The sequence below is a fragment of the Pontiella sulfatireligans genome (assembly GCF_900890705.1).
Classification (GTDB): Bacteria; Verrucomicrobiota; Kiritimatiellia; order Kiritimatiellales; family Pontiellaceae; genus Pontiella; species Pontiella sulfatireligans.
This window is the reverse complement of sequence record NZ_CAAHFH010000001.1, coordinates 2822695-2844663: the sequence shown is the minus strand read 5'-3', so window position 1 is coordinate 2844663 and position 21969 is coordinate 2822695. Positions and strand designations below refer to the sequence as shown.

General features: G+C 54.9%; 27 protein-coding genes and 1 pseudogene. 6 read left to right on the top strand and 22 right to left on the bottom strand.

Annotated features, from left to right (window positions below):
• Nucleotides 1-199: 199 nt before the first annotated feature.
• The 3 genes from SCARR_RS28140 to SCARR_RS09660 all read right to left on the bottom strand — a co-directional run bounded on the left by SCARR_RS28140 (nucleotide 200) and on the right by SCARR_RS09660 (nucleotide 1458).
• Nucleotides 200-346: a hypothetical protein gene (locus tag SCARR_RS28140; RefSeq protein WP_168433184.1), complete on the bottom strand. Its 147-nt coding sequence runs from the start codon at nucleotides 344-346 to the stop codon at nucleotides 200-202.
• 99 nt (nucleotides 347-445) lie between these two features.
• Nucleotides 446-1075, bottom strand: a complete 630-nt coding sequence (locus SCARR_RS09665; protein WP_136061381.1) for a class I SAM-dependent methyltransferase — start codon at nucleotides 1073-1075, stop codon at nucleotides 446-448.
• A 20-nt stretch (nucleotides 1076-1095) separates the two neighbouring features.
• The gene (locus tag SCARR_RS09660) at nucleotides 1096-1458 is read right to left on the bottom strand and encodes a hypothetical protein (RefSeq protein WP_136061380.1); all 363 of its coding nucleotides are present in this window, start codon (nucleotides 1456-1458) and stop codon (nucleotides 1096-1098) included.
• A 466-nt stretch (nucleotides 1459-1924) separates the two neighbouring features.
• Between SCARR_RS09660 and SCARR_RS09655 the strand changes: the two genes are divergently transcribed.
• The 5 genes and pseudogenes from SCARR_RS09655 to def all read left to right on the top strand — a co-directional run bounded on the left by SCARR_RS09655 (nucleotide 1925) and on the right by def (nucleotide 4713).
• On the top strand, nucleotides 1925-2170 hold the full coding sequence (locus SCARR_RS09655) for a hypothetical protein (protein WP_136061379.1): 246 nt from the start codon (nucleotides 1925-1927) through the stop codon (nucleotides 2168-2170).
• 26 nt (nucleotides 2171-2196) lie between these two features.
• Nucleotides 2197-2442 carry a thiamine-binding protein gene (locus tag SCARR_RS09650; RefSeq protein WP_136061378.1) on the top strand — a complete coding sequence of 82 codons (246 nt, stop codon included), beginning with the start codon at nucleotides 2197-2199 and terminating at the stop codon, nucleotides 2440-2442.
• Between the two features lie 37 nt (nucleotides 2443-2479).
• The gene (locus SCARR_RS09645) at nucleotides 2480-3814 is read left to right on the top strand and encodes a DUF1501 domain-containing protein (RefSeq protein WP_222846245.1); all 1335 of its coding nucleotides are present in this window, start codon (nucleotides 2480-2482) and stop codon (nucleotides 3812-3814) included.
• A gap of 62 nt (nucleotides 3815-3876) precedes the next feature.
• A pseudogene (locus SCARR_RS09640) lies at nucleotides 3877-4130 on the top strand (hypothetical protein); the annotation flags it as partial.
• A gap of 109 nt (nucleotides 4131-4239) precedes the next feature.
• A complete protein-coding gene (def, locus tag SCARR_RS09635; protein WP_136061377.1) occupies nucleotides 4240-4713 on the top strand; it encodes a peptide deformylase in 474 nt (157 codons plus the stop codon).
• Between the two features lie 63 nt (nucleotides 4714-4776).
• Here the strand turns inward: def and SCARR_RS09630 are convergent, their stop codons facing one another.
• From SCARR_RS09630 to SCARR_RS09595, 8 genes are all read right to left on the bottom strand, one after another.
• Nucleotides 4777-5940 carry an MFS transporter gene (locus tag SCARR_RS09630; RefSeq protein ID WP_136061376.1) on the bottom strand — a complete coding sequence of 388 codons (1164 nt, stop codon included), beginning with the start codon at nucleotides 5938-5940 and terminating at the stop codon, nucleotides 4777-4779.
• A gap of 11 nt (nucleotides 5941-5951) precedes the next feature.
• Nucleotides 5952-6749, bottom strand: coding sequence for a 4Fe-4S binding protein (locus SCARR_RS09625; RefSeq protein WP_136061375.1), 798 nt, complete (start codon nucleotides 6747-6749; stop codon nucleotides 5952-5954).
• 80 nt (nucleotides 6750-6829) lie between these two features.
• Nucleotides 6830-7150: a DUF5320 domain-containing protein gene (locus SCARR_RS09620; protein ID WP_136061374.1), complete on the bottom strand. Its 321-nt coding sequence runs from the start codon at nucleotides 7148-7150 to the stop codon at nucleotides 6830-6832.
• Between the two features lie 31 nt (nucleotides 7151-7181).
• Nucleotides 7182-7379 (bottom strand): hypothetical protein, encoded by a 198-nt coding sequence (locus tag SCARR_RS28135; RefSeq protein WP_168433182.1) that lies wholly within the window; start codon nucleotides 7377-7379, stop codon nucleotides 7182-7184.
• A gap of 38 nt (nucleotides 7380-7417) precedes the next feature.
• Nucleotides 7418-7774: a DUF134 domain-containing protein gene (locus SCARR_RS09610; RefSeq protein WP_168433180.1), complete on the bottom strand. Its 357-nt coding sequence runs from the start codon at nucleotides 7772-7774 to the stop codon at nucleotides 7418-7420.
• Between the two features lie 104 nt (nucleotides 7775-7878).
• Nucleotides 7879-8700 carry an HD domain-containing protein gene (locus SCARR_RS09605; protein WP_136061372.1) on the bottom strand — a complete coding sequence of 274 codons (822 nt, stop codon included), beginning with the start codon at nucleotides 8698-8700 and terminating at the stop codon, nucleotides 7879-7881.
• On the bottom strand, nucleotides 8693-9640 hold the full coding sequence (locus SCARR_RS09600) for a radical SAM protein (protein WP_136061371.1): 948 nt from the start codon (nucleotides 9638-9640) through the stop codon (nucleotides 8693-8695). The genes SCARR_RS09605 and SCARR_RS09600 overlap by 8 nt, the downstream gene beginning before the upstream one ends.
• Before the next feature lie 10 nt (nucleotides 9641-9650).
• Nucleotides 9651-10052, bottom strand: coding sequence for an SUF system Fe-S cluster assembly regulator (locus SCARR_RS09595; RefSeq protein ID WP_168433178.1), 402 nt, complete (start codon nucleotides 10050-10052; stop codon nucleotides 9651-9653).
• A gap of 217 nt (nucleotides 10053-10269) precedes the next feature.
• Here SCARR_RS09595 and SCARR_RS09590 point away from each other — a divergent pair, with 217 nt between their 5' ends.
• A complete protein-coding gene (locus SCARR_RS09590) occupies nucleotides 10270-11151 on the top strand; it encodes a proline iminopeptidase-family hydrolase (protein ID WP_136061369.1) in 882 nt (293 codons plus the stop codon).
• A 5-nt stretch (nucleotides 11152-11156) separates the two neighbouring features.
• Here SCARR_RS09590 and SCARR_RS09585 read toward each other — a convergent pair whose 3' ends face one another.
• The 11 genes from SCARR_RS09585 to SCARR_RS09540 form a co-directional block, all read right to left on the bottom strand.
• The gene (locus SCARR_RS09585; RefSeq protein WP_168433176.1) at nucleotides 11157-11480 is read right to left on the bottom strand and encodes a thioredoxin family protein; all 324 of its coding nucleotides are present in this window, start codon (nucleotides 11478-11480) and stop codon (nucleotides 11157-11159) included.
• A gap of 158 nt (nucleotides 11481-11638) precedes the next feature.
• Complete coding sequence (locus SCARR_RS09580) at nucleotides 11639-11845, bottom strand: hypothetical protein (RefSeq protein ID WP_136061367.1); 207 nt, start codon at nucleotides 11843-11845, stop codon at nucleotides 11639-11641.
• 113 nt (nucleotides 11846-11958) lie between these two features.
• Complete coding sequence (locus tag SCARR_RS09575) at nucleotides 11959-12813, bottom strand: hypothetical protein (protein ID WP_136061366.1); 855 nt, start codon at nucleotides 12811-12813, stop codon at nucleotides 11959-11961.
• Between the two features lie 17 nt (nucleotides 12814-12830).
• Nucleotides 12831-13613, bottom strand: a complete 783-nt coding sequence (locus SCARR_RS09570; RefSeq protein WP_136061365.1) for a hypothetical protein — start codon at nucleotides 13611-13613, stop codon at nucleotides 12831-12833.
• A 295-nt stretch (nucleotides 13614-13908) separates the two neighbouring features.
• Nucleotides 13909-17304, bottom strand: coding sequence for an acyl-[ACP]--phospholipid O-acyltransferase (locus SCARR_RS09565; protein WP_136061364.1), 3396 nt, complete (start codon nucleotides 17302-17304; stop codon nucleotides 13909-13911).
• A gap of 10 nt (nucleotides 17305-17314) precedes the next feature.
• A complete protein-coding gene (locus SCARR_RS09560) occupies nucleotides 17315-18502 on the bottom strand; it encodes a lysophospholipid acyltransferase family protein (protein ID WP_136061363.1) in 1188 nt (395 codons plus the stop codon).
• 143 nt (nucleotides 18503-18645) lie between these two features.
• Nucleotides 18646-18858 (bottom strand): hypothetical protein, encoded by a 213-nt coding sequence (locus SCARR_RS09555; RefSeq protein ID WP_136061362.1) that lies wholly within the window; start codon nucleotides 18856-18858, stop codon nucleotides 18646-18648.
• 265 nt (nucleotides 18859-19123) lie between these two features.
• Entirely contained in the window at nucleotides 19124-19720 is a 597-nt protein-coding gene (locus tag SCARR_RS09550) for a PTD012 family protein (protein WP_136061361.1), read from the bottom strand.
• Between the two features lie 240 nt (nucleotides 19721-19960).
• Nucleotides 19961-20119 (bottom strand): hypothetical protein, encoded by a 159-nt coding sequence (locus tag SCARR_RS28130; protein WP_168433175.1) that lies wholly within the window; start codon nucleotides 20117-20119, stop codon nucleotides 19961-19963.
• A 245-nt stretch (nucleotides 20120-20364) separates the two neighbouring features.
• Nucleotides 20365-21219, bottom strand: a complete 855-nt coding sequence (locus tag SCARR_RS09545) for a thioredoxin family protein (RefSeq protein WP_136061360.1) — start codon at nucleotides 21217-21219, stop codon at nucleotides 20365-20367.
• A gap of 13 nt (nucleotides 21220-21232) precedes the next feature.
• Complete coding sequence (locus SCARR_RS09540) at nucleotides 21233-21952, bottom strand: hypothetical protein (RefSeq protein ID WP_136061359.1); 720 nt, start codon at nucleotides 21950-21952, stop codon at nucleotides 21233-21235.
• Nucleotides 21953-21969 lie beyond the last annotated feature (17 nt).

The following is a 21969-nucleotide window of genomic DNA, read 5'->3' as shown; positions in this document are numbered from 1 at the left end:
ATTAAACACTTACATCGGCACATGGAGAGCGGGGGTGCGGCAGCAAGATGAAGCCCTGAACCAGTGCAGTTTAATGTCCGGTTGCCATGAGCACAGCGCCTATGGGAAGACCGACGAGGAGCTTATTTGACGATCAGGAAGTGGGCCAGCATGGGAAGCATGCCGTGGCCATCCTGAACAATGGAGCTGTCCAAAAAGGTTAGCTTGCCATTGCGTGACGTGAAACGACTTCAATAATCACATCATCGCCGTACTTTTCCTTGGAGTTTTGCTTGCGGATATACCCCTCGGAAAGCTGCCTTCCAAGTATCGGGTGAGCGATGATCTCCTGCTCTATGTAGAGCATTCATCAGAAAACCTTTTCTCCTGGAAAAATTTTACACCTCACTAGGAACAACGGCAATGTCTGTGCTTATTCACTTTCTCTAAAAAATAGGCATACACTTCATTTCACGGCTTTAACAACCACAAATGCACCTTCGCCATACCCTTCCTGAACCGGCTCTTTTTTCATGATTTCGGCCGTTGGATAACGCAAGGTTTCAACGAATTGGAATCCACCAAATCCTGAGTTTTCAAGACCGCTCACAACTTCATCCACGGAGCGGAATACGGCCTCCTTATAAAACCGGCTTTCCTTTTTTCTCGCGTCATATTCCTGTCCGAGTTGACTGTCCCGATCAATCATCCCTATCATAACCGCACCGTTGGATTTCAGGACACGGAATGCTTCCTTGAACGCCTGCTCCAGAGAATCAAGAAAACAGACCGTGGTCACGAACAGGACATAGTCAAAGTGTTCGTCGGGGAAGGGCAGCGCCTCTGCCGTCCCGTCCATGGCATCGATGTTTTTGTTTCGGGCTATTTCCCGCATCGCCTGCGACGGCTCGACACCTGTCTTGATTCCGAGGGGTGCGGCAAAACGACCAGTACCAACTCCGACCTCCATGCCTTTCCCGCTTTCAGGCAATAACTTTTTAAGCGCCTCAAGCTCGGATTGGTAGACATGGCGATGATCCTCGAACCATTGGTCATAGTCCGAAGCGTGTTTCTCAAATGCGCTGGTTTTGGCCACAGTCGGTTTTCCGATGAATTTTATTTAAGGTGCTTGGACACTTCTTTTAGCGCCTTGCAGGTAACCACCGGAATGCCGCTGTCATAGTGAATATATGACATAATGGTGAGGCCGAAGTTGTCCAGCGGATGGGGGATGATCCGAATAATCTTCCGGACCCCGGCTTCATTGCATAAATCCATCACGGCACGAAAGTGAGATCTGGCAGAAGGAGAAAATTCTTCCAATGTCGTCAGGTCGCACAGCAGAAGAAAATCCCGTTCCAATTCTCCCATGCGCAACCGTATTTCATCAAGAAGGGCTATGGCCTGAGGTTCGTCAAACCGATCCGACAGCGTTATGTGGATACGGTTTAGCGTGCGGTCAATCTCAAGAAGATACATGAGCCTTTTCTCCTGAATGTTGCACAAATAAGTCCTCTTTCAAAATCCTACAACCTACCGGCATATTCTCAAGGTATATTGTTGTAATCATGATTGCGAAGCTAGTTCTCCCTGTTTTGATCGTGTAATTCATTTTACAGTTTCTGGGGAAAATGGCTTCAACCGCGTAGTATCCGCCTTGGAGCTTGGCATCCACAAGAGCATATCTCTTTCGGTTGCACAATTGCTACCCCTTGTGCCCGATAAGAGTGCATATTTGCACTTTGTGGGTTTATTTGGTGCCTGCTGTTTAATTTCAATAATCACACGACTGCAATATGTTGCGTAATTTATGGTCTCGCTCATTGCCTCTGGCACCCTTGATGCACTGTATATAGATGATGAAAGCTTCATTTACTAAATGGCATGGAAGGATTGCTCCCGTTTTTGATGTCGCACAAGCCGTTCTGATCGCTTGGAGATTGTTATGAAACGGGATGCCATTCAGCAAATGCACGAGCTTTTTGCAAGTCAAGTGAAGAACCCCTCGAAAGCCATTGTATTCATGGTCAAGTCCGGAAGCCTCACCCCGGCAAACATTGTTCGAGTTCTGGCGGACCATGGCCTCTATCCCTTCGGCAGTCTGCGGGAAATGTCTTCCAGAGCTTCTTTGCGCTTTGATTTGATGGATCTCTCGAAGGGAGATCAGAAATATAGTCATTGGAAAACATAACCTAACCGGAAGGGAAAGGAGTGTGCATGATGAAAGTGGAAGCAGAAGTGAGTTTATACCCTCTAACGGAGGAAAGCCTTGAGCACCCCGTTATGGACTTTTCAGATGTATTGAAAAGCCACGGGTGCGAAGTGGAGATTGGCCCGATGAGTTCCATCGTTAAAGGCGAATCCCCTCAGGTTTTCGAGGCGCTTCGACTCGGTTACGAACAGGCCGCCCAAAAAAGCGGCTGTGTGTTGATTATAAAGGCATGCAATGTCTGTCCACTGTAGCTCTGTTGGCAAGGTTTTTTGCAAAAGGGGGCCGATCATGAAAACGCAGCATTATCTGAATGCACTGGGCAGTCTAACGCGTCGTGAAATACTGAGCTATAGTGCGGCCGGCGTTGTTGGCTCGACTTTTGGCGCGCCATTGCAGGCCTCCGCCGTGAGGCCGGGCAAAGCCAAGGCTGTCATCCAGATTTGGATGTGGGGCGGGCCGTCCCAGCTTGATACCTTCGACCCGAAGCCCGATGCGGGAGCCGCCTATTGCGGGCCCTACACCACCCCGATCGAAACAAACGTGCCCGGCATCCGTATTGGCCAAATGTTGCCGCTCCTTGCCCAGCAGGCCGACAAGTATGCCATCATCCGCAGCATGACCCACGGGATCAACGGCCATGAGACGGCCTCGTATGTCACCCAGACGGGCCGGCCGGCTGGCGGTGATGTGTTCCCCTGCGTGGGCGCGGTGGTTTCACTCTTTCACGGCTATGACGCCGGATACAAGGGGCTGATCCCTCCCTATATCGTGCTCACGAAACCTCAGGGTCGTTTTTCTGAGTCGGGCTTCATGGGATTGCGATACAAGCCGTTCGCAACGGGTGGAAAACCGAACTCCCCGGTCTTTATGGTGGAGGGCATCGTTCAGAAGGGCATCACGGAAGCACGCCAACGCGACCGGCGTCAGTTGCTGCACAACTTGGAAACCTATGGCTGCAAGATGGAGGGCAACCCCCGGTTTGCCCAGATGGACCGGTGCGAGGATCAAGCCTATGAGCTGATTCTTGGCGATGCCGGCAAGGTGTTCGATGTCAGCACGGAAGACGCCGCGCTGCGTGAGCGCTACGGCAAAAGCGACTTCGGCGCTTCCTGCTTGATTGCGCGTCGCCTGGTTGAGCGGGGAGTGCCCTACGTCACCATCAACTACGGCGGCTGGGATACGCACAAGAAGCATTTCGAAATCATGAAGCAGAAATTGCCCGAACTCGACAAGGGCTTTTCCACCTTGCTCGACGACCTTTCTCAGCGCGGCTTGCTCGACAGCACCATCGTCTGGTGGGGCGGCGAGTTTGGCCGCACACCAAAGGTCATGTGGGAATCGCCCTGGAACGGAGGGCGCGGCCATTATGGCAAGTGCTTTTCCCATGTCGTCGCCGGCGGTGGTTTCCAGGGCGGTCAGGTGGTGGGCGCCTCCAACGAAATAGGGGGGGAGGTGGTGGATCGCCCCGTCTATCCATGGGATCTGATCGGCAGCATATACGAACAACTCGGCATCGACACCACGGCGCGTCTTCCACACCCGCAGGGCTTAGATGTCCGGGTCAGCCCGACCGAGGCGGATGGAATTGTCTTTGGCGGAAGATTACGGGAAATCATGTCATGAACCAAAAAAGTTGATGTAAAGCGGTACAGAGTTGATCCGTTTTCCAAGCAGGAGAAGACGCAATGAGTACAACGCGAAGCATTATCGACGGTAACGAAGCCTCTGCTTACATGGCGCATAAAATAAATGAGGTTTGCGCCATTTACCCGATCACGCCCTCCTCCGGCATGGGGGAATGGGTCGACCAATGGTCGTCAGAGGGCCGCACGAATATCTGGGGCACCATTCCGGACGTGGTGGAGCTGTGCAGAGTGAAGGCGGTGCCAGTGGAGCGGTCCACGGCGCACAGCAGGCCGGTGCGTTGACGACAACCTTTATCCAACCCCGCCGCGTTTGAACGCGCCAACTACATCAAGACGCTGAAAGAGTACAAGATCTGCGATGGGTCGTAATGCAGAAAACGGACAGGATTACATGGTGTTGTGATGAATATACTTGAGCTTAGCATCTACCCCGAACCGATACTGCGCCTTCAAGCCGATCCAGTGCTTCACGTTGGAGAACATGAGCAGCGACTGCTGAAGTCCATGTTTAAGAGCATGTGGAACTGGAACGGCGTGGGATTGGCAGCGCCGCAAGTGGGGTTTTCCTCGTGCCTGATCGTGGCGGAAGCAGAGGGAGTGAAGCTGGCTCTGGCCAATCCGGAAGTTCTGGAAAGCAAAGGTTTCGATACAATGGTGGAAGGTTGTCTGAGTCTGCCTGACCAGGCAGTGAATATTTCGAGGGCTTTCTCCATTTGGGTTCGGGCGCTAGATATTGAGAATCGAGAAGTGGAGCTGAAATTCGAAGGTTTTCTTGCCCGCATTGTGCAGCACGAAATCGATCATTTGAACGGCAAGTTAATCATCGACTACGGCTCAGCGATGCCGCGCCAAGTAGAACGGTGGGACGAGTTGTGAAACCCATAGGTTAACGAAGGAAGTGCATTGTTTCCCGGGATCCTTTCCGTCGGTCTGGAGGGGCTATCGCTTATCTTTCAGAAGAAGGGTCGGCGGGATGGCCAACAAGCCAAGCAGCGCCGTCATTCGGTAGGTCGCCACCAGGCCATGGTGGTCGGCGTAAACGCCGACCAGAAGCGCAACAATGGAGCTGGCGGCAAAGTTGAGGGTCATGTAAAGGCCGTTTGCGAAAGAGGGCCGGTCGGAATTCAGGTCGTGGATCATGGCCATGAAGACGGGGGTGCTTGCAAAGAAAACCAGTCCCATCAAACCGAGCAGCAGCCATTGCGCGATGCCGGCCGCCACCGTGAAAAGCAGCATGAGCAAAGGCGACAGCAGCATGATGGCCAGCAGCACCTTTTTCCTTCCGGTCTTGTCCGACAGGCTTCCGGCCATCAAGGCGCCGCCGGCGCCGGCCAGTTCCAAAACCGCGAGCGCGCATGCGGCGGCTTTGATCGAGTAGCCGCTGTCCACCATGTAGGACGGCAGGAACAGGGTCAGGGCCGTGTTGGAAAAGCCCCGGAAAAGAATGATGGGGCCGATTTGGGCGAAAAAGGGGATGACTTCGCCAATTGATTTCGACAGATGATGTTTTTTAGCCTGTGTGAATTGCCGGATGAATTCCTTGTCGATCGTTCGCAGGTTCAGGAAAAGGAGCAGCGATGCCGCCAGACCGAACGGGATCAGCCGCCATGTCCCTTCGAGCCCCCACCAGGAAACAGCGGCGGTAATGACCAAGGGGCCGATGGTTCTTGCCAGCTCTCCGCCAAACATGAAGAAGCTCATGCCGCGCCCAACCTTGCTGCCGGAAACGCGGCGCATCAGGACCGGCGCGGTGACGTGCAGCACGGCGGCGCTGATGCCGCATGCAAAAAGCAGAACGGCAAGCAGCGTGACCGACGGAGCCAGCCCCATCAGGCTCATGGTGATGATCGTGATGATCGGAGTGGCAACAATGCCTGAGCGGATCACGGTCTTGTCGGCGATGAGGCCGATGAACGGATTGAGCAGGGACGGGAGTTTCTGCACAACGGAGAGCACCCCGGCGATGGCATAGGTGAAGCCCAGTTTATTGCTTAGCAGCGGAATGAGCGGAGCGAAGAACGATGAATAGGTGTCGTGCAGGAAGTGTGTCGCCGCGATGGAAACCACGTTGCTTGTTTTAAATTTGTTCTGCTCGCTGTCCACGCCGTTCCGCTCTAATTCGCTGCCAGAAAGCTTTCCGGATCCCGGCGGGCGCTGAAATGATCATGCAGCTTTTGGGCGGAGGCCATCACCTTTTCATGGGTGAGCGAACGGGCGTTTGATGGGCAGATGCGCTCGCAGGCCATGCACCAGATGCAGTTGTCCGGATCGGCCTCGGCAGCGGTGCTGGTCATGTGCATGCCTTGGGTCGGGCAGGCTTCGATGCACTTGCCGCATTTTGTGCAGGCGGCGGAATCGACGCTTGTTGCAGACCCCGTCAGCTGCGGGGCCGGTTTATAGGGACGGTTGCCCGGAACCTGTACGGGTTCAAGACGAGCGGTTGCCGGCAGCTGTCCGATTTGAATTCCGAAGGTTTCGGCCTGCTTCTTATCGGCGGCATCCGGCCGGCCGGGGGAAAGCGGCAGGTCGGCTGTGGAAAAGGAGTGCTCGCCTAAAAATGCGCCTGCGGCAACGGGGCGGAAACCCTGCTCGGAGCAGAGGTCAAAGAGTTCGGCGAGCGCATCGCCGTAGTGGCAGTTGCCATAGACCACGATCGGAACGATTGGTGTGTTCGTGCCTTGAAGCGATTTAAAACGCTCAACCGCGAGGGAGGGAAGTCGGCTGCCATAGACCGGCATTCCAACGACCACCAGATCCGCTTCTGTGAACGTCGGAGTCTTTTGCGGTGCTTCTTTTGTCAGGTCAAGGATTGTGCCGATCTTGCAGCCGGTTCCCTTGCCTACGGTCAGGATGGTGGTTTGAGTGGTTCCCGTGGGGGAGAAGAATACGAAGTGGGTGGTTTTGTTTTTCATGCGCTGGCTTCCGTGGCTTTAATTTTTGTATATTTGGCGCAGGCCATTCACTTTGAATGGCCCCACGCCATGGTGTGTTGCTATTCGCTCTTCTCGGTTGAAAGCGCCGTGAGTTGTTCACGGATCATTTTCAGCTCCGATTCGAGCTGTTCGGAATGCGCTTTGAGCGCATCGACCTGCTGTTCGCGAGTCGGTGCCGCATAGGGTACTGCCGCGCCTCGGCGCCCGAACCCCATGCCGCGGCCGAAGCCCTGGCCACGGCCGAAGCCCTGGCCACGGCCGTAACCGGCACCCGATCCGACGTTCATGTAGCCCGGTGCGTCAAATCCGGCGCAAAAGCCGGCACCGCGTCCTGTCATGGCACCCATTCCGTTGGGGCCGGTTCTGTTTCCTGCTGGCATTGCATGCCTCCTTGTGTGTTGTTTGCTTATTCTATTTTCCTTGGCGGCCGCGTCCTGCGCCGCCTCCGCGTCCTGCGCCGCCGCCGCCGCGACCCCGGCCTGTTCCGGCCCGGCCGCCACCGCGAGGTGTTCCAACGCCACGCCCCATTGGGTTGCCCGATTTCTGTCCGAGCCCCCGTCCTGTTGCGACGCCTTCGCCTTTCGGCCCGCTTTGGTCTCCGTTTGGCATTTTTAACCTCCTTGGTTTTTATTGTGCCGTATTCAAAATCAATCCTGTGCATGTCCCCGGCCATGGCGGCCGTGCCGGGCGCAGGAAGCCGGCGGGCTCTGGTAGTTCAGCGGCGCGGCGCCCTGCTGCAGCTGCAGCGCTTCGCTGTGGGCGAGCGCATGCGCCGTTTTCTTGCGGCCGGAAGAGAGCAGCCGGGCGATGGTTGATTGGGAAATTCCCATGCGCTCCGCCGCCTGGATTTGCTGCAAGCCCTCCGCATCGACCAGTCGCATTGCTTCCAACTCATCGAAGAGGATGGTGCTGATTCGCAATTCGCGCATCGAAACTCCGGACGGTTTGAAAAACGTGCTGTCCGGCTGATGCCCAATCGATCGTTCGCTATGTGGCCTGCCCATGTTCAAACGCTCCTTTGCTGCGCGGCGACAACCTATCTTCGCTTCTTGGTTATGAATATATACCCAAAACATGGCGTGTCAAGCGATGATTAGGGGAAAGTAGATCAAGCGTTGGATAAGCAGCTGGATTCAACGTGTTCGGGCAAGGCCGCCTTGCGGTTCGCAAAGCGTCGGATTTCATGGACGATTTCATGAATTTTACGGTCATCAGGAAGCTGGCGTTCCAGTTTTCCGATGATGTTCCGTTCGGCGATCAGGCGAAAGGTTTCAGGATAGTTCAGATCGTAGATCCAAGCCAATTGCATCAATAGGAAATCCGCGAGCGAATGTACATCCTCGATAGAGCAGCAGCGGCATACGACGATATCGTAGATCAATTTCGGGTTTGCCGGTCTCTTAAGATCGATTTGCGGCAACATGCTGGGAAGTTCCTGAAAACCGTCCAGCTCAACGGAATCGAGTACGATGCGGTAAATGTCGAGCTTGTCGGCATCGCGGACAAGCTGGGTAAACCGCATGGACTGTTCGGCAAGGCTGTCGGGTATGGTTTTAACATTGTGGTAGCGGATTCCGTCCAGTAGCGCTTCTTGTTCTTCCCGCGCAAAAGCGCAGAGTATTCCGCTTTTCCGAACGACTTCCCAGCCGCGTACGCCGTGGTTGATGGAGTTGGCATCCGAAAATGTGCCAAACTCGGAAAACTGCGAAAAGCGGCCAACATCGTGCAGCCATCCCAAGGCCTCTGCGGCGTTGCCCTTTTCCGGGCTCCATCCCAGGTCTCCGGCCAGCTGCCGCGCATTGTCCGCTACCCGTTTGCTGTGTTCCTCCTTTAGTTGGAGCGGCGGCGACAGGGTTCCATCCTTGGCGGAGAAGGAGTTGACATAGCCGCTGAACCAATTGGCAATGCCGCGAAGCTGGAGGCTATTCACTCACACCTGCCTCCAGACAGCAGGTGTAATATACTTTGTGTCCAGTCGGCTTGGCCTGGATCACGCTGGTTCTTTCCAATTTCCCGATATATTTCGATACTTCATTGATATGGAGGCCGAGCGCTGCGGAAATCTCCTTCGTTGTACAGGGTCTCCGCTGGAGCATGGCCAGAATGGTATCTTCGCTGGCCTTGGCCGAAGATGTGTAGTCGGAACTGAACTCGGCGATGACCTCGGCCGGAGGATCAAAGTACGTTGCAAGATTTTCCAGTTTTTGCTTGGGCATGGGGTGGACAAAGCTTTCGGCAGGCGGGCGCACGGCGGTATTCAACTGGATCCGGTCGGGCTTGAACGTTTTGGCCAATTCGGCAATTCGTGAAATATCCTTCGGAGTGGAATTTGCGCCCCAGATAACAAAAACCTCCAGCCACAGCTCTCCGGCAAACTCATCGCGAAAGTGCTGCATTCCTTCAACGAGCACTTTGAGGCTGACATCCGGGGGCGGCCGGTTGATATGTTCAAACAAATCCTGATCCCCGGCACTGAGCGATAATTTGACAATATTGGCTTTTGATGCGGCAGCCCGCACGTCGGCATATTTCAGCATAGAACCGTTGGTGAGCAGCACAACCGGAATGGAAGACGATGACCGGATAAAATCGATGATTTCACCAAAGCGGGAATGGAGGGTGGGTTCCCCCGAACCGGAAAGCGTAATGTAGTCCGCCTCCCCGGACGACTTGAGCCAATCGTCAAGTTCTTCGATGACGTCCTTAACCGGAACATATTCTTTTCGCTCGAAGGTCTTTGCTGTGGTTCTTCCCAATTGGCAGAAAACGCAATCGAAACTGCACGTTTTGTATGGAGTCAAGTCAATGCCCAGCGAGCGCCCGAATCGACGGGACGGCACCGGACCGAATAAATGTTTATATTTTGTCATTTTTTTCACTTTATTTTTGGTGGTTTACCATGTCGGCCAGCGTCAAACCCCTCAACAGGTTTTCAATCGCATTATTCAGTTTTTGCCAGTCGGGGGCCACCGGGCAATTCCGCGGGCAGCTGGCTTCGCCGCAACAGTCCGTGAGCGCTAGCGGCCCTTCGAAAATCTGGACAATTTCAGCAACGTTAATCTCGTCTGCGGGCTTCGCCAGCGAATAGCCGCCTCGGCTGCCTTGGCATGATTTCAAAATTGCCGCTTGGGTCAGGAGTTTCAAAACTTTGCTGACCGTTGGCAACGGCAAGCTGCTATCCGTTGAAAGATCCTTTGCTGAATACAACAGCGATGAATCCCGGCTTGCCATGCATGTCAGCAACAGAAAGGCATAGCCCTCAAGCTTGGTTATTTTTAACATTTTTTCTCCAAAAATTGAGCGAGGCAACCTTTGCCTTCTGCATCGCCATCCAACCGTTATCCGCCGACGGCTCCTGCCCGGAGCGTCACTCATATGCACGAATTTGGCTTTCACACCCGCCACATACACGTACAATTTCTACCTGTTTATACGGCTTTGCAAGGGGTAATATAAACATTTAGAAGCCAGAGATGAAATAAGGCGGCAGATTGAGCGCATGGAAGCGGAGGAAGGAAAGGTTCGGCTGAGAAGCGGACATCGAGTTTGGTATCGCCGGGTTGGCGCGGGCGGCGACACGCCGTTGCTTGTGCTTCATGGCGGCCCCGGAGCTGGGCACGATTATCTGGAGCCCCTCGAAAAGCTGGCGGCAGACCGTCCGGTCATCCTGTACGACCAGCTCGGTTGCGGGAAATCCGATCAGCCCAATGATCGCTCCCTTTGGCGGATGGAGCGGTTTGTCTCGGAGCTGGACGAGGTTCGGAAGGCGTTGGGTTTGCAGGAGATTCACCTTTTCGGCCAATCCTCGGGCGGCATGCTGGCCATTGATTACATGCTCACCCATCCGCAGGGTGTCGCCAGTCTCATTCTTGCCGATTCGTGCGCCGGCATGCTCCAGCTTGAGCAGGAGATAAAACGTTTGAAGTCGGGTTTGCCGCCCGAAACCATTGCGATCCTGGATCGCTGCGAAGCAATCGGCGATTTCCAGAATCCGGAATACCGGGTGGCCGTTGCTGCATTCTATAAACGGCATGTATGCCGGTTGTCCGAATTTCCGGATTGCCTGTTGCGCACGACGGCGAACCTGAAAGATAATCCCGTTTACGAAACCATGAACGGTCCGAACGAGCTGGTCATCACCGGAAATCTGAAGGATTGGGATCGCACAAGCCGGTTATCCGAAATAACGATTCCCACCCTTGTTCTGGTGGGGCGCTGCGATGAAGTTACGCCTGCCTGTTCCGAGACGCTCCACCGCGGCATTGCCGGTTCGCAACTCGTGGTTTTCGAGGAAAGCTCTCACATCCCGCACATAGAGGAAGAGGGAAAGTATCTCGGCGTCGTATCCGGGTTTTTGTCACGAGTGGATATGTCCAGCTGAGAGCTTTAGCCGATGTCTTCCTTGAGATGCTTAACCAGCGTAAATTCATGCCGGAAGCCAGCCAGCCGTTCGACCTCCTTGCCGTCCTTGAAGACAATCGTGGTGGGAATGCTGATGACGCGAAACCGCTGGGCCAAAGCGAAGCAATTTTCCACATCGCACTTCCCAACCTTTATTTGTGCCTCGATTTCGTTGGCGGCCTTCTCGATGATTTCCGCCTGTTTGCGGCAATCATGATCCAGGGGCTCTTCGAAGCAAACAACGCTGAGGCCTTCGCTTATTTCAGCATCGAAATTAATGTCGGTAAACTCGGTTCTCTGCACACTCATAATCATCACCTTCCTTTGTAATTATGCTAGTGCTGCATGGACTGGGGGGCAAGCCCGAATCTCTGTGTTGCCACATTTGTTGTTTAGGAATCATCCTTTGCTGTACACCGTATCCATATGCCGGATATGGCTTTGTTTTTTGCGATCGCGCTCCGGTGTTATTTATTCAGCCCAACCGGCACATCAGCCTCAGTCCATTTATGATGCTTGCTGAGAGTGTCGGGGAGGCAGTATTCGCGCACGGCTTTCCGGTCATTGGAAAGCGGAAGCGTGACGCGGATGCAGATACTGCCGACATCCACTTCTTTGCTTTTTTTAAAGGATCCCGGGGAGAACATGTACCGAAGGTCTTCGACCTTATTCATGATGATGTCTGCCGTCTCCATTTCTCTTTTGGATTTTGGCTCCAGTTGGCAATGCCAGAACCAAGGCGGCTGCGAAGATCACTGTGGCTTTCTGATTCATGTTCTCTTCCGGGTTATTTCCATGTTCCATGGTCGGGAACTTTCCCTGCCCGAAGTTCCTGCTTCCATGCATTCAGCAATTTGAGGTGGTCGTTGGCGACGCACTTGGAGTTGGCCTCGGTTCGTTCATCCGGGTTGGCCCAGAAGCGGGCTACCAGATCTAGGAATTCGATCACGGTGTCGAATTCGCCCTTTTCGGCCAGCTCCCGCGCCAGGATAAAGTTGGGGCCATACGAGTTGAGCTGCGGCGACCCCGGCGTGCGACCGGCTTCCAGCAGATGCCGCTTGGCCTCGTCCAGCTTTCCCTCGCGAAGGGCAACCCGGCCAAGCAAGCTGTGTTGGTCGTAGATAATGTTTCCATAGTTCCACGATTGGGTGTCTGTATTGTTGGCGAGGGCCGCTTCGGCATCGGACTTAATATCTGCCAGATCGAGGCCCGCCTCCAGCGTGGCCAGCGAAATATATGTCTTTATCTCATTCGGGAAGTGCTGAAGCTCCTTGTCTTCCGGGTTAGCTTCCACAGCGCGGGCCAGCGTGTCGCGCGCCGGTTTCAGGTAGTTGAGTGACGCGCGGTAACGGGCGGTGCGTCCGGCATTGTCCAGTTGGCGCGCCTCAAACCTTGTCTGCGAAAATTTCATGATGACATACGTTGCCCACGGGCCTTTGGGATCTTTTTCCAAGGCTGCCAACAGAAGCGGCTCATCCTTGGGATCCACCGGTGTCTTAAACGCTTCGTATGTTTCCCACCTTTTCATAAACGCATCGAGTTGTGCCGTGGTGACCGGGCTTTGGTTGGTCTTGCAGGCGGATAATGCCACGGCGATAAGCAGGCCGCTTGCAAGCATGCTGATTGCTCTAGTTGTCTTCATGGTGCGTTCCTTTCCTTTCAGTTGATTGGTGCCAAAGGTCCGCTGGGCGCGATCCATTTGCGGTATTTCATCAGGACGTCCGGGCTGGGGAACTCGCGCATGGCTTTCTTCCCGCTGTCCAGCGGCAGATAGATCCGGAGGCGGATGCCCTTAACCTTTCCCATAGGCAGCTCGTTATCCTTGTAGTATTCGTATGGATATTCCTTGGGAAGAACCAAGGGCTGGGTTTCGGCCTGCGCCTTATTGCCGTCGGCCAGCGTGCCGATGGCCAGCGTTCCGCACTTGGCACGCTGCTCCGTAGTTCGTCCCCGATTGCCCGGTCGATCCAGTTCGTAGTGGATGCAATAGTCGATGGTCAGGTCGTGCAGGTCGTAGTCGCTTCGGTTCTCCAATGTGATGTCGTAGACGATTTCTTTATCGGGGCGCCAGATCAGGAATTCCGTCCCGACTCCGTTACTGTTTATCCTGACGGAGCTGTGGATATGAACCTTTGTGAAGAATCCATGGAGCAGGTGCCATTCGCGAACGCAGGCCTGGTCGGCCTTTGATAAAACGTCCAGCCCGACTTTGCGCGCACCTCCTGATTCCTTGATGATCGTGACGGTTTCGGTGTCCGGGTTGTAGGCCTTGATCCTTCCTTTCACGGCCTTTCCATCCGTGCCATGAAAAACGTGGAATTCACGCAGTGTGGATTCCGTGATGATGTTTTCACTCGTGCCATTTTCCGGATGGCCTCCAGATGCCATCGGCACAAGCGTGGCCATGGCTTGGACGATGATGATTGCCATTAGCGTTTTCACTTCACACCTCCCGTTCGCGTCGATCTTATTTAGCGCATAGGGTATGCCACATCAAATTGGGGTGGTGAATCCCTTTAAAACAAAGGGAATATGGATTCTGCTATCTCCTGGAGCTTATCGGCCTAGTCATTGAGCGAATATCGGTCGTGCATTGATTGACGGTGATGTTTTTCGCTTTGGCTTCTGGGTAGAAGGCCGGATTAATGATGAATGGCACATTGTTCATTTCTATCGTCCTTCCTGATCTGCCTTAGCTTGAGCTTTCAGGACTTCTTTTTCACGTGTGTATTGCAGTTCATGATTTGCCTTCAACCTTTTCCTTGGCGATGGTTTTGAGCTGCTTCATGTCGATTTTGCCGGCGCCGAGGGCGGGCATTTCGTCGATCTGGAAATAGTTGTCTTTGCGCGGGTGCCACAGGTTGGGCAGCGTGCTGTGCTTAATGAGGTCGGCCAGCTCTTCGGCATCGCCGGCTTCGGCGGTGTAGAGGACCACGAGCTGTTCGCCCTTGCGCTCGTCGGTAGCCGCTGTGACGAAGACGATTTGGCCCACGGCATCCAATCCTTGGAGAAGCACTTCCTCCACGGCGAGGTGGGGGACCATTTCGCCGGCGATCTTGCTGTAGCGCATAAGGCGGTCGACGAGATAGATGAAGCCGTCGGAATCGACCCGCGCAATATCGCCGGTGGCGTACCATCCGTCCTGCAGCACCTCGGCCGACTTTTCCGGGTTTCCGAGATAGCCCTGCATGACGTTGGTTCCCTTGATGAGCAGCAGGCCTTCCTGGTTTTCGCCTAGCTCCTCGCGGGAATCGGGATGCACCACCTTGGCGGCAACACCGGGGATTGGATGGCCGACGCTGCCTTCCTTGAGACCGGTCTGCGTGAAGCCGGCAATGGTGCAGTCCATGATGTTTACGGAGGTGATCGGCGAAAGCTCGGTGGCGCCGTAGCCTTCCGTCGGGCGGACTCCGAAGCGTGCCTCAAACTTGTCGGCCAGTTTTTGCTTGAGCTTTTCCGCGCCGGTAATGATCAGTCGCAGCGACTTGAAATCTTCTTCCTTGGCCTTCGGCATATAGGTTAGCAGAAAGGTGGGCGTGGCGAAGAGCAGGGTGAGTTTGCGCTCGCGCACCATTTGGGCAATCGTCGCGCCGTCGATCGGGTTGGGGTGGTAGCAGGTTTGGAAGCCGGAGACCAGCGGCCCCCATAGCGTGGCGGTGAAGCCGAAGGAGTGGAAGAAGGGCAGAACGCCGCAGAGCCGGTCGGTTTGGTTGATGTGCAGGATCATGCGGAAGCCTTCAACGTTGGAAAGTATGTTGTGGTGCGAAAGCATGATGCCCTTGGGTTCGCCGGTGCTGCCGGAGGAAAAAATGATCGTCGCCGGATCGTCGGGGGAAACATGGCGCGACGGATAGAGCTTCGAGGCCGGTACAAACAGCGCTTTCAGCATGGCCCTGATTTTTGCGCCGCTCGTGATGCCCTTGAACAGGTCTTCGATGTAGACGGCGCCGTCGGGCTCGGGGCATTTCCCCGCCAGCTTTTCGATGAAAGGCCGGGCGGTGATGACGGTCTTGATGCCGCACTGCGCGATGGCCGATGTGAAGGCGTCGGCCGATGCGGTATAGTTGAGGTTGACCGGAATTTTTCCAATCAAAGGAACTGCGATGTTCGCGAGCGTCCCGCCGACAGTGGAGGGCAGGAGCAGGCCGATCTTGTCCTGCCCTTCGGTGATGCGCTTGATTTCGTTGCCGAGCAGGATTGAGGCGATGAGTGTCTTGCCAAAGGCGAGGTCTTTTCCGGTGGTGTCGGCGATGGCGGGCTTGAACCAGCGCTTCCGCGCGGTTTTGATGAACTGGCAGGGCAGCGTGCGTGCGGGAGTCTTCTTGGAATCGAAATAATCCTTCGACAGTTCCGAAACGGCCAGCCGGGCGGCTTGGGTTGTGGTGTCGGCCGGGAGCGGGGCGCCGAAGACGACGGTGATGTGAACGCGCTTGGAGGGAAGGCGGGCAAGGAGCCGGCCATGGTAGTGGCTGAGCACGCTGCCCCAGCCCCCGCCGATATAGACGGGGATTAGCGGGTGCTTGGTTCCTTTGAGTATGTGCTCGATGCCCGGTTTAAAGCGCTGCAGGTTGCCGTTGCGGGTTAGCCGCTGCTCGGGGAAGATGCACACGAGGCAGCCGTCATTCAGAGCCTGCCGGGCCGTTTGGATGGATTCTTTGAGCAGGTGTGGCGGATCGTTCACGGAGATGGGGATCACCTGCATCAGCCGGAAGAGCGGGTTGAGCCAGCGGCTGCGGTAGATGTCGCGCTCCATCATGAAGCGGATGCGCCGCTGCTGCGTGGCCGAGAGGAGCAGGGCATCGGACCAGGTGACGTGGTTGCTGACCAGCAGTGCGGGGCCGATGACGGGGATTTTTTCAGGACCGATGGTTCGTATGCGGTAGATGATCCGGGTGAGAATCAAGATCGAAAAGCGGACCATGAAATCCGGAAGGATGCTGAATGCAAAAATGGCGAGCCCGGCCGTGACGAGGCCATTGACGATGAAGCACCCTTTGGCCGACATGCCGAATGTTTTGGTGAGCACCAGGAACAGCACCGCTGCCAAGGCAACCCCGAGAAAGTTTAAGAAATTCATGCAGGCGAGTATTTCGCCGAGCCGCTCGCGCGGGCTTCGCTGCTGGATGAACGCCTGAAGCGGGACAACGAAAAGCCCGGCGCTGATCCCGATTAAAAAGACCAGCGAAAGAATGGCTGGGAGGGAGGTGGCCACGCCGCCCAGCAGCAGGCAGGAGAGGGCAAGGCCGGTCGCCCCGACGGGAACCACCCCGAACTCGATGCAGCGCCCGGACAGCTTGCCGGAAACCAGCGCGCCGATGGCGATGCCGATGGCGGCCATCGGGAAAAGATAGCCGCTGGTTGTGGTGTTCCATCCCAGCACTTCGGGGCCAAACACCAGTAGGTTTTGCTGGATGAAAGCGCCGAGGAACAGGAAGTAGGCCATGCTGATGATGGTGCTGAAGAGGTAGCGGTCTTTCTTGAGGCTGGCCATCGTTTTGAAAATCTCCACCACAAATAAGAGGGTGAATTTTTGGTGGGTCGAACCGACCGGTGCGGTTTCTTCGATCCGCGCGCTGGAAAGAAGCCCCAGCGTGGAGATGCCGACGCAGACCGTCGCCAGCCCAATGTAGGATTCGCTGAAAATCGTGACGAGAAAAAGGGAGGGCACAAAGGTTCCGATGATGATCGCCAGATAACTCAGTCCCACCAGAAAGCTGTTGGAGCGTGATAGCTCTTCCGGTTTTACAATCTCTGGAATAATGCCGAATTTTGACGGGCCGAAGAAGGCGCTTTGCATGCACATGAGAAAGAGCAGGGCATAGAGCATGATGGGACTCGCCAGCAGAATGGCCACCACCCCAATGCCCATCAGGGCGGTTTCCATGCATTTTGCGTAGAAGATGATTTGCTGCTTGCTGTAGCGGTCGGCGAGGATGCCCGCCGTATGAGAAAACAGCAGGAACGGAACCACGAAGATCAGCGAGGCCAAGCCAATGGTGGACTTATGGTCAAAGCCCAGATGATCGACGAGAAAAAAGACCACCAGCAGCTTGAACACATTGTCGTTCAGGGCGCCGAAAAACTGTGTGGCATTGAGCCAGGCAAAAGAGTGTTTTGAATTCGATCTCTTCATAATGAATACCTTATTCGAGTTGTACATTGTCGAGCAAGGTCTGCACCTCTTGCTCCAGCTTTTCGGTCAGGGCGTGGGTTTGGTTGTTGTCGCCCTTGGCTGGTTCAACCTTGATGGGCTTGCCGAATGAAATCACCGCTCTGCGTGCACCGCGGATGGAGGCCGTCGGCGTTCTCAATACGTCCTCTTCGAATTTGTCCAGCATTTCGGCCATATCCTCAACGGTCGGTTTTGCGGACGCATAGGTTCCCGGATAGCTGAACAGCTGTGTCACAATAAAAAGGTCGTCCAAGTCGATTTGCGCGTCTTCGTGTTCCTGTTCGGAAAGTTCCGAGTTCTCTTTCAACTGGATTGCAACGCGCCGGCAGGCCTTGATGCGTTCCGGCAGGCTGGAGTCGCGGTTGCCGATTCCATATTTATCTTCCAATCCTTGGAGAATGAATTCAGTCAGGGCCTTGATGCGTTCCGGCAGGCTGCCGGTTTGGGAGTGCCCCAGATATTCCGTTTCCTTGAGACCGAGGATCGCTTCCGCAAATTGGTAGATCCGTTTCCGCAAAATGAGATTGCGCTTGGGGCGCCACAGGAGCTGCTCCTCCAGCCGGTCCATGAGTTCAAGCAGTTCTTCGATCGGGTTGGAGATGTATTGGTAGCGAATGCCGCAGGGTATGCACGAGATGGGGCGTTCGGCGTTTTTGGCGGCGGAGAGCGCAATCGCCGAAGGCCCGTCGTGAAATGGGGTGATGCGCTTGTTGAGGTGATAGATTTCTCCTTCGGGGAATATTACCAGTGGGTGGGGCTTGTTCCGCAGGATGTCGACCGACTGCCGCAGGGCCCGGATGTCTGTTCCGTCCCGGTCCACGCTGAAGCATCCGTGGTGGCGCAGAATGAGTAGCCGGAACCAGTTTGCTTTCTGGAAAATCTGCCATGCCGCCATGAAATAGAACGGGGTTTTCAGCTGATCGGCCACCCAGTAGAGCACGGTCGGGTCGGCATGGCTGGAATGGTTTGGCGTGATGAGAATACCCTGCTTTTCGTCGAGGCACTTTTGCAGGTTTTCCAATCCTTGGATCTCGATGTTTTCGAGGTGGTGGTGTTTGATCCGGATCCGCCTGCGGACCCATCTCCAGAACCAGAACCATCTTGGGTTCAGCAGCGGCGACCACCAGCGAGGCGGTGTTTGGTAGGGCTGCACATCCATTTCGGGCTCCTGAATGTTAACGATTTAATGGAGGCCTTCGCCTCCCGCCGAACGCTTTTGATTATAGGGTCAAACTCTTTACCATCAAGGCTTATAAAAGAGGGGGGCAGATGGCCTCAAATTAAATAAATGAGCCTTCGCGTTCATGGAAGCTTTGCCGTCAGTTTGAGGGCGTAGCAGCGGGCGGCTTCGAGCTGCGCGGCAGTAAGCCCGTTGTGGGCTGTTTCGTATCGGGTTTGATCGCTGCGCTGAGCACTTTCCACATTTCCACTGCTGCACAGGGTGATAAGGAGTGCGAGAGCGATCATCGCTCCTGTTGTTCCGCTGATTATAACCTGGGTTCCTTTTTTCATCATGCACCTCCTGTTGGCGAGTTGCGTTCGCCTCTGCCATAACTCTAACGCATAATGTGTGCCGTGGAGTTGGGATGAGTTGTAACATCAACAGGTGCAGTGAATAGCGGGGGTCTATATTGGTTCGGTGTAAATGTCGTGGTGCAGTGAATATGCACTGCATGTGTAGTCTATGTACGTCAGATGCATAGAGATCTTAAATGCCTGTTGGGTAACTGTGATTTTCCGAAGGACACCCAAAGTACGTCCCCCAGCTTGGCTTCATCTTTCATGGACTGCCTTGGATCACGGCAATTCGACTGATGGTGGATGCGCTCTCCAAGTCCCACAGGGCGTTGGGGTTCCTGCGGAAATAATCATCCTGATCTTCCTTGGTTCCTGTCAGGATGGTTTCAAACTTCTTTTTGCCGCGGCGCTCGCTTTCGTGCAGGCGCACCTTGCCCTCTTTGGCATCGCTAAGGAGCTTGTCTTCATCAATATTCAAGATAATTGCGGAGGAGGGATGTTCATGGTCTGTCTCCGGCAGGATTAGGCGGGCGATAACATATTGTTCACCATCTTCGTCTTTGATGCTCGCGAAATATTGGTCATCGAGTTTCGACAAAACTACATCCATCGTTTCTTTCCTGAACTCGCCATGCTGGTTGCTCCATTCGAGGCTCGCGATCATGAGCGAGTTCGATTCAACAACACGAAAGTGCATGACGGCATCATCATCCGACGCCCATGCGCTTTCTGCCGGGAGAATCTTGTATAGGTTATCCACCTGTTCTCCCGGATAGAATTCCGACTGCAGGGCGGTGCATCCCGCCAACATGGCGGCTAGGGCGAGCAGTATGAATATGTTGTGAAGTTTCGTTTTCATGTCATTGCTCCTTCTTCCTGCGTTGTTGCTCCGAGTGAACCCGCTCGTCATTCAGAGTCTGGGCGGGCGGAGTAAGTGTAGGTTTTTCTCATTTGCACTTCAAGTTTCTGCATTGCGGTACACTTTTCCCGGTAGGCGCTCACTAGCTTCTTATAATCTCCCCGCGCTTTATTCCGTTTTTGTTCCAGCTTCTTGACCCTTGGGTCGTTCTTGAAGGCGGGACCCGGTTCCTTAAGGGTGTCAATCGTGATTGCCCATGATCTCACGGATTTCTGCAGACGCATACCATGCCTCCCTGCGCTTGAGCGCCATGCGACGCGGCAGCTCCCGGACGTCTTTCTGCAGGGCGGTCCGTTGCGTAACCTCCTTTTCGTATGCCTTCCTTTTGTCGTACGGCATGTTTTTTACAGTCTTGTCATCCAGAAGCAGGAAGCGGTAACGCCGAAGGCGCGAGTTGACTTCGTTGATAAATTCCTCCGGAACCGGATTTTCGGAGCGAAAGATTTTATCCGCGGAAAAACGGCCCGCTTCCGTTTTCCCATCCGGAAGCAGCAGCGAGAAGCAAGGATATGAAAGGTCCGGTGCGACTGTAGCGATCGGTGATGCGCTGGACCAGCATATCCGCGTTGCGCTTGGCCAAGGCGCTAGTATTGGCTGATTTTCTTGTCGAGCTCCTGAATCTCCTCCTGCATCGCCGTGTACTGCGCCATGGTTTCGTCGTTTTTATCGGGCTTTGTTTTCATCCAGTCCGAGAGCTTTGTCTTGGCCTCTTGGCGCTGCACCTGCAACGCCTCGTATTGCTTGCGCTCGGCTTCGCTCAAATGTGCGACTCGGAACTCCACCATCTCTTGCTCCGCATTGTTGACCGCCGTCTTGAACTCTCTAACCTTTGCCTTGGCTTCGGCCTCCGCCTTTTCGCCCAGCTTCACCGCCGCCTTTTCCCGGCCCAGCTGGTCGATTAGTTCGCGATAGGCGGCTTGATCCTCCGGGCTGAGCGTTGCGGTGTATTTGGCGATTTCCACAGGCCGAAAGCGGAAGAGATTTTTCAGTTCGGCCTGGAAACTTTCAGGGGTCTTGTCGCGTCCCGAGCGCAACCGCCCCAGCTCCGTTATGCCGTCGTTGTCAAGCACCACGAAGGTGGGATAGCCCTGCACGCTATACTCGCCTTTCAGCGCCTTGTTGCGTTCGACATATTTTTCGGGAACCAGGCTTTTGTCGCTGGGGAAATCGAGCAGCACCATCACGAGATTTTCCTGCGCATAGGTTTTCCACTCCGGCTGGGTGAATACGTTTTCCTCCATGATCTTGCACCAGCCGCACCAATCCGATCCGGAAAAATCCAGCAGGATCGGCAGCTGCTTTTCCTCCGCCAGCTGCTTGGCGGCGTCGAGATCCATCGTCCACTTTCCCGGCGTTGCTCCATCGCTATCGAACTCGACTTCCGCCGCAGCGCCCAGTAGGGCCACGACGACGGCTACGCAAAGGCTTGTCGCTTTCATGTGAACCTCCTGTTTAGAAATCGGCCATGAAAAGCGTTACGGGCGTTGTGCCGGTGTCATGGGTCCAGTAGTGGTCCCATTGCTTCAGGATTACGCTGGGCTTGATCCAATCCTTCCATGTCAGCGCCGGCGGCTGTGGCTCCAGTCGTACGTATTCTGGAATTCTAACGGTGGCCAGCAGCGCGCGTAGGGAAGGTCTTTCCGGTTCGATGACAATTGTTTGGGCAACCTTCTTTTTACCGTTGGCAAAGTAGCTTACGGTCTTGGGTTTGCTGATCGGCATCCATAGCCAATCCCGGAGTTCGTTCCTCGTGAGCTGGCCGAGTCGCAGTGTGCCGGCGTCTGCCGCTTGAATCGCAACAGCTTCGGTCTTTTCATCGGTGTTGCTCATCGCCGCCGCTTCGAGGGCCGGCAGTTCCGTCAGCTTTTTATCTGTGATGATGGAGTCTCCATCGGCGGCGCCCTGATCTGCATGCGCCCGAATCAACTCGCCGTTGAGCCAGTAGTCGCCAGGAAAAAGAACTCGGACTTCTGAGTCCTCCGACATATTCCTACGAAGGGTTGGTTGAGGATCTTCTCCCGGTTTTATCCACTTGCTTGAATAATCCGGATTAAAAAGATCTGTGACGGCTTGCTGTCCGCTGCCGTCCGGGGAATCGATGTAAACGACCTGTGCCGAAGGCATGGTTGCGCAACTAAGCACAACAGCCAATGCGACGATTTTAATTTTCATCTTGCTGCCTCCATTCC

What these genes read in the sequence shown, in the direction of transcription:
- SCARR_RS28130 (WP_168433175.1), bottom strand. Translation starts at nt 20,119, where the DNA reads ATGCCGTACGACAAAAGGAAGGCATACGAAAAGGAGGTTACGCAACGG.
- def (WP_136061377.1), top strand. Translation starts at nt 4,240, where the DNA reads ATGAATATACTTGAGCTTAGCATCTACCCCGAACCGATACTGCGCCTT.
- SCARR_RS09625 (WP_136061375.1), bottom strand. Translation starts at nt 6,749, where the DNA reads ATGAAAAACAAAACCACCCACTTCGTATTCTTCTCCCCCACGGGAACC.
- SCARR_RS09555 (WP_136061362.1), bottom strand. Translation starts at nt 18,858, where the DNA reads ATGATGAAAAAAGGAACCCAGGTTATAATCAGCGGAACAACAGGAGCG.
- SCARR_RS28135 (WP_168433182.1), bottom strand. Translation starts at nt 7,379, where the DNA reads ATGCCAAACGGAGACCAAAGCGGGCCGAAAGGCGAAGGCGTCGCAACA.
- SCARR_RS09560 (WP_136061363.1), bottom strand. Translation starts at nt 18,502, where the DNA reads ATGGATGTGCAGCCCTACCAAACACCGCCTCGCTGGTGGTCGCCGCTG.
- SCARR_RS09575 (WP_136061366.1), bottom strand. Translation starts at nt 12,813, where the DNA reads ATGAAGACAACTAGAGCAATCAGCATGCTTGCAAGCGGCCTGCTTATC.
- SCARR_RS09645 (WP_222846245.1), top strand. Translation starts at nt 2,480, where the DNA reads ATGAAAACGCAGCATTATCTGAATGCACTGGGCAGTCTAACGCGTCGT.
- SCARR_RS09600 (WP_136061371.1), bottom strand. Translation starts at nt 9,640, where the DNA reads ATGACAAAATATAAACATTTATTCGGTCCGGTGCCGTCCCGTCGATTC.
- SCARR_RS09550 (WP_136061361.1), bottom strand. Translation starts at nt 19,720, where the DNA reads ATGAAAACGAAACTTCACAACATATTCATACTGCTCGCCCTAGCCGCC.
- SCARR_RS09545 (WP_136061360.1), bottom strand. Translation starts at nt 21,219, where the DNA reads ATGAAAGCGACAAGCCTTTGCGTAGCCGTCGTCGTGGCCCTACTGGGC.
- SCARR_RS09580 (WP_136061367.1), bottom strand. Translation starts at nt 11,845, where the DNA reads ATGAATAAGGTCGAAGACCTTCGGTACATGTTCTCCCCGGGATCCTTT.
- SCARR_RS09540 (WP_136061359.1), bottom strand. Translation starts at nt 21,952, where the DNA reads ATGAAAATTAAAATCGTCGCATTGGCTGTTGTGCTTAGTTGCGCAACC.
- SCARR_RS09620 (WP_136061374.1), bottom strand. Translation starts at nt 7,150, where the DNA reads ATGCCAGCAGGAAACAGAACCGGCCCCAACGGAATGGGTGCCATGACA.
- SCARR_RS09660 (WP_136061380.1), bottom strand. Translation starts at nt 1,458, where the DNA reads ATGTATCTTCTTGAGATTGACCGCACGCTAAACCGTATCCACATAACG.
- SCARR_RS09610 (WP_168433180.1), bottom strand. Translation starts at nt 7,774, where the DNA reads ATGGGCAGGCCACATAGCGAACGATCGATTGGGCATCAGCCGGACAGC.
- SCARR_RS09655 (WP_136061379.1), top strand. Translation starts at nt 1,925, where the DNA reads ATGAAACGGGATGCCATTCAGCAAATGCACGAGCTTTTTGCAAGTCAA.
- SCARR_RS09590 (WP_136061369.1), top strand. Translation starts at nt 10,270, where the DNA reads ATGGAAGCGGAGGAAGGAAAGGTTCGGCTGAGAAGCGGACATCGAGTT.
- SCARR_RS09565 (WP_136061364.1), bottom strand. Translation starts at nt 17,304, where the DNA reads ATGAAGAGATCGAATTCAAAACACTCTTTTGCCTGGCTCAATGCCACA.
- SCARR_RS09585 (WP_168433176.1), bottom strand. Translation starts at nt 11,480, where the DNA reads ATGAGTGTGCAGAGAACCGAGTTTACCGACATTAATTTCGATGCTGAA.
- SCARR_RS09650 (WP_136061378.1), top strand. Translation starts at nt 2,197, where the DNA reads ATGATGAAAGTGGAAGCAGAAGTGAGTTTATACCCTCTAACGGAGGAA.
- SCARR_RS09595 (WP_168433178.1), bottom strand. Translation starts at nt 10,052, where the DNA reads ATGTTAAAAATAACCAAGCTTGAGGGCTATGCCTTTCTGTTGCTGACA.
- SCARR_RS28140 (WP_168433184.1), bottom strand. Translation starts at nt 346, where the DNA reads ATGCTCTACATAGAGCAGGAGATCATCGCTCACCCGATACTTGGAAGG.